Source organism: Oliverpabstia intestinalis, assembly GCF_009696065.1.
GTDB classification, from domain to species: domain Bacteria; phylum Bacillota; class Clostridia; order Lachnospirales; family Lachnospiraceae; genus Oliverpabstia; species Oliverpabstia intestinalis.
Genome location: NZ_VUMS01000076.1, coordinates 1 through 1,902, shown reverse-complemented (window position 1 = coordinate 1,902; position 1,902 = coordinate 1). Strand labels below are relative to the sequence as shown.

Here is a 1,902-nt window from a genome sequence, read left to right as displayed (position 1 = left end):
ACCTGGATAACAGCAGCACTTCGGGATGAACAGTTCTTCTCCCTTGCCGAATTAAATCGTGCAATCAGAGACAAGCTCGAACTGTTCAACCAAAGGCTCTTTCAAAAGAAAGAGGGTAGTCGGCGAATCTTATTTCTTGAGGAAGAAAAACCATTGCTGGCACCATTACCTGCTACCCGTTTTGAACTGAGTGACTGGAAAACAGCCACCGTCCAGTTCAATTATCACATATCTGTGGACGGAATGCTATACTCAGTTCCTTATGAATACATCAAAAAGAAAGTTGATGTGAAGGTAACAGATATCACTATTGAAATTTTCTACAATCATAACCGCATTGCTTCCCATCGTCGTCTGAAAGGACGCCCTGGGCAGTACAGCACTATCACGGAACATATGCCGGAAGACCACCAGAAATATCTGGAATGGAACGGTGACCGGTTCCGCAAATGGGCTGAGCGGATTGGCATAAATACATACACTGTGGTCAATGCAATACTGACCTCCAAAAGTGTGGAACAACAGACCTACCGAAGTTGTATGGGACTTCTAAAGCTTGCTGAGAAATACTCAGATGCATTGCTTGAAGCAGCCTGTAAAAAAGCTTTATCCTATACATCCTCACCCAGTTACAAGAGTATTAAAAACATCCTTGTGACAGGTTCTGTAAAACCAGAATCAGAAACAACTGAATCCAAGACCACACATAAAGCACATGGCATCACAAGAGGTGCCGATTACTATCGGAGGTAAGCACATATGACAAATCAGAGTACAATAGACAAATTAATTGAAATGCGCCTTACTACTATGGCAGATGCATTTCGCAACCAGCTGGAGGATCCTAAATTTAATGAAGTACCATTTGAGGACCGCTTTGGTATGCTGGTGGACATCGAATACAGCAATCGCAAAAACAATCGTCAGAAACGACTGATCCGTAACGCTGGATTCGACCAGCCGGAAGCAAATATCATGGATATCAACTACACTTCCGGCCGCAAGCTTAACAAGGATCTTATTAACCGGCTTGCAACTTGCGAGTATATATCTGAACACCGGAATCTGTTTATTACCGGTGCTACAGGCTGTGGTAAGACTTACATGGCGTGCGCCTTTGGCATGGAGGCATGTAAGCGGTATTACAATACCAAGTATGTCCGTCTTCCAGATCTGCTTATTGATCTGGAAATAGCAAGGACAGAAGGTAATTATCGAAAGGTCATGGCTAAATACGCTAACCCACTGGTTCTCATTCTTGATGAATGGCTTCTTCTAAAACCAACAGAAACCGAGCAGAAAGATATCTTTGAACTTCTTCATCGCAGACGCAAGAAATCATCTACGATTTTCTGCTCTCAGTATGAATTCGAAGAATGGTATGAACAGCTTGGCGGTGATGACAGTCCTCTTGCAGATGCAATCATTGACCGCATTGCCCATGACAGCTATCGCATCAACATTACAAGCATTGATGCTGAACATGATCGATCAATGCGAGAGGTATACGGCTTAGATAAAGCATTACGCGAGTAAACTCGCATGAGATGATTTCCACTTTCCGGACATCTGATTTCCAGAGTAAGCGTCAAACCCGACGCCTGCCTATATTTTTAAGCGCCGCTTTAATTGCGGCGCTTGCTGTAGCAATCAGCCGGCAAACTCTTTGACCACGGCATGAGTGATTCCAGCAATGATTGTTCTATATTTCCGTTTTTATCTATAAGCTGTGGCAACTCTGTCAGCAAATGTTTAATATAATAGTACACATTCAGGTTGTTTGCCCGGGCTGTTTCGGTAATGCTGTAGATAATAGCGCTCGCCTGCGCTCCGCGAACTGTATTGATGGTCACCCAGTTTTTACGACCGATTGTGAAATTCCTCAATGCGCGTTCACTTGCT

3 protein-coding genes are annotated in these 1,902 nt (G+C 43.7%); 2 read left to right on the top strand and 1 reads right to left on the bottom strand.

Translation table 11 applies throughout. The features are described 5' to 3' along the window. Both FYJ57_RS14955 and istB read left to right on the top strand, forming a co-directional pair. A partial coding sequence (locus tag FYJ57_RS14955) for a Mu transposase domain-containing protein (protein ID WP_408636496.1) occupies positions 1-753 on the top strand: 753 nt, incomplete at its 5' end. Positions 754-759: 6 nt separating this feature from the next. Next, positions 760-1,536 carry an IS21-like element helper ATPase IstB gene (gene istB, locus FYJ57_RS14950; protein WP_154433269.1) on the top strand — a complete coding sequence of 259 codons (777 nt, stop codon included), beginning with the start codon at positions 760-762 and terminating at the stop codon, positions 1,534-1,536. 89 nt (positions 1,537-1,625) lie between these two features. Here the strand turns inward: istB and FYJ57_RS14945 are convergent. Next, a partial coding sequence (locus tag FYJ57_RS14945; protein WP_205840012.1) for a transposase domain-containing protein occupies positions 1,626-1,902 on the bottom strand: 277 nt, incomplete at its 5' end.

Coding starts and splice junctions, on each gene's coding strand:
- istB (WP_154433269.1), top strand. CDS start 760: ATGACAAATCAGAGTACAATAGACAAATTAATTGAAATGCGCCTTACT.